The sequence below is a fragment of the Acinetobacter sp. YH12049 genome (genome assembly GCF_013419875.1).
Lineage (GTDB): Bacteria > Pseudomonadota > Gammaproteobacteria > Pseudomonadales > Moraxellaceae > Acinetobacter > Acinetobacter amyesii.
On sequence record NZ_VOZH01000074.1, the window covers coordinates 1 to 7186 of the forward strand.

Genomic DNA, 7186 nt, shown 5'->3' on the forward strand with positions numbered 1-7186 from the left:
GCATGTTCCGCGTCCTTGCAATACTGTGTTTACATACAGTCTATCGCTTAGCGGAAAGTTCTTTTACCCTCAGCCGAAATGCCTGCCGTTGCTAGACATTGCCAGCCAGTGCCCGTCACTCCCACTCAATAGTTGCCGGCGGCTTTGAGGAAACATCGTAGGTTACCCGCGAAATACCGGGAATCTCATTAATGATGCGGCTAGAAACCGTTTCTAAAAACTCATACGGCAAGTGTGCCCAGCGCGCTGTCATAAAATCGATAGTTTCTACTGCGCGCAATGCCACCACATACTCATAGCGGCGGGCATCGCCCACTACGCCAACCGACTTCACTGGCAAGAATACAGCGAAGGCTTGGCTGGTTTTGTGATACAGGTCAGCGGCATACAGCTCTTCGATAAAGATGGCATCAGCCAAGCGCAACCTGTCGGCATATTCTTTTTTTACTTCGCCAAGAATACGCACACCCAAGCCAGGGCCAGGGAAGGGATGACGGTAAACCATGTCGTAGGGCAGACCTAACTCCATACCGATCTTGCGCACCTCATCTTTAAACAGCTCGCGCAGCGGCTCCACCAGCTTGAGCGTCATAACACATTGATATTAGCTTCAATCTCTAAACCGTTGATTTGGAAATACATAATACCCTATTTGTTCATTCTTTTGTTATTTGTTGTATGTTGCGTTATTCCATCAATAATTTTATTCCAATCTTCGAAATGTAGTTCGTGTCCGGTTCCATCAAGCGTTATTAGTTTTGAGCCGTTTATCTTTTCAAGTAAAACTGCTGAATTCTTAAAATGCCATATTTTATCGTCCGTTCCGTGTACAATTAAGGTTGGTTGATTGATTTCGCTCAATCTGTTCCAGTATTCTTCACCACCTTGCAGTGCCGCATGATTGAACATACTTATATAGTTATTAGCTCTTTTAAATTCGGCTCTAATCAGTTTTTCACTTCTTTGTTTGTCAAATTGTTTCCTGCCGCTCATCAATTCAGCACCTTGAATTAAATAATTTGCCACACTGTCTTCATTTGTCCAATCTACGGTTTCAGCTTTTCCGTGAAAATCTAAAATACGCGTATCCATTTCAGGAATTGTGGGGTCTGAGTCGCCCCAAGGACCTGATGAGATTAGTGTTATTGAACTTACCCTGTCGGCATATTTTATTGATGCTATTTGAGAAATCAGTCCGCCCAGTGAAATTCCCACAAAATTGGCTTTGACTATTTTATAGCCGTCCAAAATTGAAATAGCATCATGGGTTAAGTCAACAATATCATAGGGGGTTGAACCCGGTTCGTAATTAGTAGATTTTCCTACGTCCCTATTGTCGTAGCGAATAACAAAAAATCCCTTTTCAGATAGTTTCTGGCAAAATTCAGCATCCCAATACAACATGGATACCGTTGCTCCCGCAATCAAGAGTATTGCCGGATCTTTTTCACATCCAAAACTTTCGGTAAAAAGTCTTATTCCGTTTTTTTTAACTATTTTCTCTTTCATTTCCTCGCCTTTCTGTTTTATAGATTCATTAGTTTTTGGCTTTGTACACGACAAAAAAAGATAACTCATTGAAATAATGGCATAGTACTTGTTTTCTGACGACGAATATGATGACACATTTCTATGAGTTACATCTCATCTTAAACAAATATCTAAAGTGGAACAAGTCACATGCAAAATGTTTTACACTGATTATGCTTGCATTAATTGTAAAACAGACATGTAATCTTTCTTCTGCAAATAAGCTTCCTCTAGTTGCTTTTTCTTTGCTTGATAATTTTCATATTCTCTTTTCTCAGTGTGAATTTGATGTTCCTTCTGCTGTTTATATGCAGTATAATTCCCGTCAAAACAGTTAATGGTATTGTTGTCAATCTCAATAATTCGATTACACAATTCATCTAATAAATTTGTATCGTGGCTAATAATCATCATTGTGTTATATTTTCCTAAATTTCGCTTTAGCAATTGAATCCCTTTAGTATCTAAATTCGCTGTTGGTTCATCTAGTAAAAGTATTGAACTACTCTTAGAAAAAGTCTCAGCTAAACGTAAACGAGTTTTTTCCCCACCACTGAACCAACCTTCAGATATTGTTGAGCTGGAGCGAAATTCTTTCAATTGCCAAGAATCTACTGATTCGTGGTATTGACCGAATTGTTTATAATAAGAGATATCTCCCTTAACCTCAACATTTCCCTTGTCAGGAGCTATATCATTGTTAATGATCTCCAACAACGTCGTTTTTCCACTTCCGTTTAACCCGACTACACCAATAATATCGTTCTTAAAAACAGTTAATTTATCAAAAGTAAAAAGAAGCTTGCCTCCAAAATATTTTTCTATTCCTCTCATTTTTATCAATTCCATACAATCGCCTCCCTTTCTAGCGATTAAGTTAATAAACATATTAAATCATTAATTAGTTTTTGTAGTTTAGAGAGTTTATTTCTTAGGGTTTCTATTCCTCAATTATTCCGTATCCTTCTGGTGCAGGAATCCCATGTTCCGAAGAACGACTGACTGATTCCCACTCTTTCCATGTAAATATACGTTTTTCTGCATTTTCAACAGCTAAATCATATACAAGGCTTCCCAGAACTAATCGGAGAGGCGGATTCTCACTATTAACCAGTTTCATTATAGCTTCGGCGGCTAACTTAGGATCACTATCCACCGATTCGTTTGAATATTGTTGGGCCAACTTTTCACGTAATGAATCATACTCTTTTTTCTGTGTAGTAAAACTCATTTTTAAGTATAGATTCGTCCAGTAACCTCCAGGTTCTACGATAGATACTTTTATACCAAAATGTGCAGCTTCTTGTGCTAAAGCCTCGCTAAATCCTTCTAAAGCAAATTTACTAGCGCTATAGATTCCCGACATTGGACCACTAATCAGTCCACCAATACTAGATATCTGGATAATATGACCTGATTCTTGTGCCCGCAAGTACGGCATAACAGCTTGACTTACCCATACTGTACCGAAGAAATTAGTTTCCATTTGGCTTCTAACTTCATCTTCACTAAATTCTTCAATCATTCCCATTACCATATTCCCTGCATTGTTAATGACAATATCGAGTCTTCCAAAATGTTTAATGGCAGTTTCCACTGTAGTCGAAACAGCACTTCTATCAGTAACATCAAGACTTAAAGGAAGTAACATTCCTTCAAACTGGCATTTTAACTCATTCAGTTTTTCAATATTTCTAGCAACACCAACAACCTTCTCTCCTGACTCCAATGCTTTTTTTGTGAATTCGTATCCTAGTCCACTGCTTGCACCTGTAATAAACCACACACGTGTATTTTCATTGTTATTAAATGTCATAAATAATCTCCTCCATTAATCATGTAATATTGGTATCATTCAATACCAATTTAAAACAAACAAAATAAAGAGCACAGGCAATCTGCCTATGCTCTAAATATAGAAATATAAAATTTCAACAGGATTAATCCGATTGTTGGTATCACAAATAAGCCATCAAATTCATTGATGTACCCTTTTCTACGAAGTGTCATGGGAGATCTCCCTTTAAAATAAAAAAGAGGAAGATTCCTCTCCCCCTTTTTACTATAACCGTATAATAAAGGTTTCCTATAAGAAGACAGATTTATCCTAATACTCTGAGCATAAGCAGAGCCTTTGAACGTATTAAACTAACGGTTCAAAGTTAGGATATCAATCATTAAGAAGCCTCCATTCATCATAAGTTAGTTCAAGTACAACATATGGGCCTGATTTGTCAAATATCAATCTGTACTCTTTCACTAACCTGCCACGTTAGTGTAAGTACATTTGTTCACAATCCCAATTGAATCATCTAGGAATAGGTGATTACTTTCCTCAACAATCTGGTCTTTTCTGGAATAAAGAGGTGGTCCCACTTGTTTGAACAACTAAAAGCTTATTTATAAGTGATACTCTGCTCTAGTTAAGCTACCTTATTTTGTTGTGGTAGCTGGTCATAGTAAAACTCATCTGGAGTCATTTTGTCCAGACTCGAATGAGGTCGTTTCAAATTATAAAATTCAAAATATGCGTTTAATTGCTTCTTCGCATCCAAAACATTGCTGTAGGCTTTGAGATACACCTCTTCATATTTAACGCTCCGCCATAATCGTTCAACCATCACATTATCAACCCATCGACCTTTACCATCCATACTGATTTGAATGCCATTTGATTTCAATACATCAATAAATGCATCACTGGTAAACTGACTGCCTTGGTCTGTATTAAAGACTTCAGGTCGGCCATATTTTTCAATAGCTTCATTTAATGTTTCTATGCAAAATGTAACCTCCATACTAATCGATACTCTATGCGCAAGTACCTTGCGGCTATGCCAATCAATCACAGCACATAAATAAACAAAGCCTTTTGCCATAGGGATATACGTTATATCCGTAGACCACACTTGATTACTGCGCTGAATAGCCAATCCTTTGAGCAGATATGGATATTTACGGTGAGCTTGATTGGCCTGACTTAGATTTGGTTTACGATATAACGCATTAATGCCCATTTTCTTCATTAAAGTACGTGTATGACGTCGTCCTATATGATGTCCTTGACGATTCAATAAATCACGCATCATACGGCTACCTGCAAAAGGGTATTGCATATGTAACTCATCCATACAGCGCATCAGCTTCAGATCTGATTCACTCACAGGTTTTGGGCGATAGTAATAACAACCACGGGAGACTTTCAGCAGCTTAGCTTGCTTAGATACTGAAATCTGAAGTGAGTCATCGATTAACTTTTGTGGTTGAAGCGACCCAGTTTCTTCAACACACCTTCTAAAAAATCAATTTCTAATGCCTGCTCACCGATTTTTGCATGTAGTTTTTTTAGATCGATGGGTGGTTCTGTTGGAGCTTTTGATTGATCGAAAGCTTGCGAGGAAGCTGAAATCAGTTGATTTTTCCAGTCAATAATTTGGTTTTGATGAACATCAAATTCAGCACTCAATTCAGCAAGTGTTTTTTCTGCTTTAATCGCAGCAAGTGCTACCTTAGCTTTAAAGTCATTTGAATGATTTCTTCTTGGTCTACGTGTCATAAAATACTCCATATATTGATGTTTATAACATCATTTGGGGAGCAAAATATCACTTATAAGTGTTGTTCAAATTTCCTGATCCACCTCTGTGGCTCAACCTGCGAAAAGAAACGAGTTGCTACGTAAGTCCGAGAACATGCTTTCCATGGTCTCTGAGCTCGCCTTTGGGACCGACATATCGGTAGAGAGTGACGCGCTCGATGCCGAGTTCCTTGCAGAGATCGGAAACTGAAGTATCGCGCTGGGCCATGGCGGCTTGCGCGAGACGCACCTGAGCTTTGGTGAGCGCGAATTTTCGTCCGCCCTTGCGACCGCGCGCTCTCGCGGAGGCGAGACCCGCCATGGTGCGCTCTCGGATCAGATCCCGCTCGAACTCGGCCAAGGTGGCGAAGATTCCGAACACCATGCGACCGGACGCAGTCGTGGTGTCGATCTGAGCGCCCTTTCCAGTCAGAACCCGCAGGCCGATCTTGCGGTCTGACAGCTCCTTCACCGTGTTGACCAGATGGGCAAGCGATCGTCCGAGGCGATCGAGCTTCCAGACCACCAGCACATCGCCGTCACGCAATGACTTGAGGCAGGCAGTCAAGCCAGGGCGATCATCACGACCGCCGGAAGCAAGATCATCATAGATATTGTCCCGTTCGACACCTGCGGCGCGCAAGGCGTCGTGCTGCAGGTCGAGAGACTGCGAGCCATCGGCTTTGGAGACGCGGGCATATCCGATCAGCATGTATCACAAACGTTGGTTTGAGGCGGCGCTTCGGCCACGATTGCATTGACCTCTGGAAATGTATCTCAACCAGCTTCATAAACAAAGCGTCTTGAACGCTATCAGATTTTGAAAAAGGAACATGTATGCCGCGTCGCGTCACTCTAACCGATCGGCAGAAAGACGCGCTGTTGCGCTTGCCGACTTCACAGACGGATTTGCTCAAGCACTATACGCTGAGTGATGAAGACTTTGGGCATATCAGGCTGCGTCGGCGCGCTCACAACAGGTTCGGCTTCGCCCTGCAATTGTGTGTCCTGCGCTATCCCGGCCGGGTGCTGGCTCCAGGCGAACTGATCCCTGCAGAGGTCATCGAATTTATCGGAGCGCAGCTTGGCCTGGGTGCCGACGATCTCGTAGACTATGCTGCCCGCGAGGAAACACGGCACGAGCATCTTGCCGAGTTACGGGGGCTCTACGGCTTCCGCACCTTCTCCGGACGTGGTGCGAGCGAGCTGAAGGAATGGTTGTTCCGAGAAGCCGAGATGGCGGTGTCGAACGAGGATATCGCCCGTCGCTTCGTAGCCGAGTGCCGACGCACCCGCACTGTCCTTCCCGCGACATCCACGATCGAGCGGCTTTGTGCCGCGGCTCTCGTCGATGCCGAGCGACGCATCGAGACGAGGATCGCCAGTCGGCTGCCTATGTCGATCCGAGAACAGTTGCTGGCATTGCTCGAGGAGACGGCTGATGATCGGGTGACCCGTTTTGTGTGGCTGCGCCAGTTCGAGCCTGGCTCGAACTCTTCGTCGGCCAACCGGCTGCTCGACCGGCTCGAATATCTGCAACGCGTCGATCTCCCCGAGGATCTGCTTGCCGGCGTTCCTGCCCATCGGGTGACTCGTCTGCGCAGGCAGGGTGAACGGTATTATGCCGACGGCATGCGCGATCTCCCGGAGGACAGGCGGCTTGCGATCTTGGCTGTTTGCGTCTCGGAATGGCAGGCGATGTTGGCCGACGCAGTGGTCGAAACCCACGACCGGATCGTCGGCCGTCTCTACCGTGCTTCGGAGCGTATTTGCCATGCAAAGGTCGCAGACGAAGCGGGGGTGGTGCGTGACACCCTGAAATCCTTCGCCGAGATCGGGGGCGCCCTGGTCGATGCACAGGATGATGGCCAGCCGCTGGGCGATGTCATCGCGAGGGCACTGTTGCAAAGTTAGCGATGAGGCAGCCTTTTGTCTTATTCAAAGGCCTTACGTTTCAAAAACTCTGCTTACCAGGCGCATTTCGCCCAGGGGATCACCATAATAAAATGCTGAGGCCTGGCCTTTGCGTAGTGCACGCATCACCTCAATACCTTTGATGGTGGCGTAAGCCGTCTTCAT

The 7186-nt window shown here is 43.7% G+C and carries 5 protein-coding genes and 4 pseudogenes; 2 read left to right on the plus strand and 7 right to left on the minus strand.

What is annotated here, in order from left to right:
* Positions 1-115 precede the first annotated feature (115 nt).
* Together FTU05_RS16930 and estT are read right to left on the minus strand one after the other, a co-directional pair.
* Positions 116-592, minus strand: a pseudogene (locus FTU05_RS16930) (GMP synthase (glutamine-hydrolyzing)); the annotation flags it as partial.
* Between the two features lie 56 nt (positions 593-648).
* The gene (estT, locus tag FTU05_RS16935; protein ID WP_077782102.1) at positions 649-1509 is read right to left on the minus strand and encodes a macrolide hydrolase EstT; all 861 of its coding nucleotides are present in this window, start codon (positions 1507-1509) and stop codon (positions 649-651) included.
* Between the two features lie 110 nt (positions 1510-1619).
* Here estT and FTU05_RS16940 point away from each other — a divergent pair.
* Positions 1620-1763 (plus strand): annotated as a pseudogene (locus FTU05_RS16940) (IS4 family transposase); the annotation flags it as partial.
* On the opposite strand, the gene FTU05_RS16945 reads toward FTU05_RS16940, so the two are convergent.
* The 4 genes from FTU05_RS16945 to FTU05_RS16960 all read right to left on the minus strand — a co-directional run bounded on the left by FTU05_RS16945 (position 1702) and on the right by FTU05_RS16960 (position 5819).
* Positions 1702-2418: an ATP-binding cassette domain-containing protein gene (locus FTU05_RS16945; RefSeq protein WP_180166137.1), complete on the minus strand. Its 717-nt coding sequence runs from the start codon at positions 2416-2418 to the stop codon at positions 1702-1704. The pseudogene FTU05_RS16940 and the gene FTU05_RS16945 sit on opposite strands and share 62 nt — an antisense overlap.
* A gap of 52 nt (positions 2419-2470) precedes the next feature.
* Positions 2471-3346 carry an SDR family oxidoreductase gene (locus FTU05_RS16950; protein WP_078081115.1) on the minus strand — a complete coding sequence of 292 codons (876 nt, stop codon included), beginning with the start codon at positions 3344-3346 and terminating at the stop codon, positions 2471-2473.
* A 607-nt stretch (positions 3347-3953) separates the two neighbouring features.
* Positions 3954-5086 (minus strand): IS3 family transposase gene (locus FTU05_RS16955; RefSeq protein ID WP_223672967.1). Its coding sequence is split into 2 segments (ribosomal slippage): positions 3954-4834 and positions 4834-5086, totalling 1134 coding nucleotides; the frame shifts between segments, so codons are not numbered across the junction.
* Positions 5087-5204: 118 nt separating this feature from the next.
* Positions 5205-5819: a recombinase family protein gene (locus FTU05_RS16960; protein ID WP_000904906.1), complete on the minus strand. Its 615-nt coding sequence runs from the start codon at positions 5817-5819 to the stop codon at positions 5205-5207.
* Positions 5820-5944: 125 nt separating this feature from the next.
* Between FTU05_RS16960 and FTU05_RS18140 the strand changes: the two are divergent.
* A pseudogene (locus tag FTU05_RS18140) lies at positions 5945-6607 on the plus strand (DUF4158 domain-containing protein); the annotation flags it as partial.
* A 447-nt stretch (positions 6608-7054) separates the two neighbouring features.
* Here FTU05_RS18140 and FTU05_RS16970 read toward each other — a convergent pair.
* Positions 7055-7186: pseudogene (locus FTU05_RS16970) on the minus strand (IS6 family transposase); the annotation flags it as partial.

Excerpts from the sequence above, each read along its gene's own strand:
- estT (WP_077782102.1), bottom strand. The coding sequence starts at position 1,509 with ATGAAAGAGAAAATAGTTAAAAAAAACGGAATAAGACTTTTTACCGAA.
- FTU05_RS16945 (WP_180166137.1), bottom strand. The coding sequence starts at position 2,418 with ATGTTTATTAACTTAATCGCTAGAAAGGGAGGCGATTGTATGGAATTG.
- FTU05_RS16950 (WP_078081115.1), bottom strand. The coding sequence starts at position 3,346 with ATGACATTTAATAACAATGAAAATACACGTGTGTGGTTTATTACAGGT.
- FTU05_RS16960 (WP_000904906.1), bottom strand. The coding sequence starts at position 5,819 with ATGCTGATCGGATATGCCCGCGTCTCCAAAGCCGATGGCTCGCAGTCT.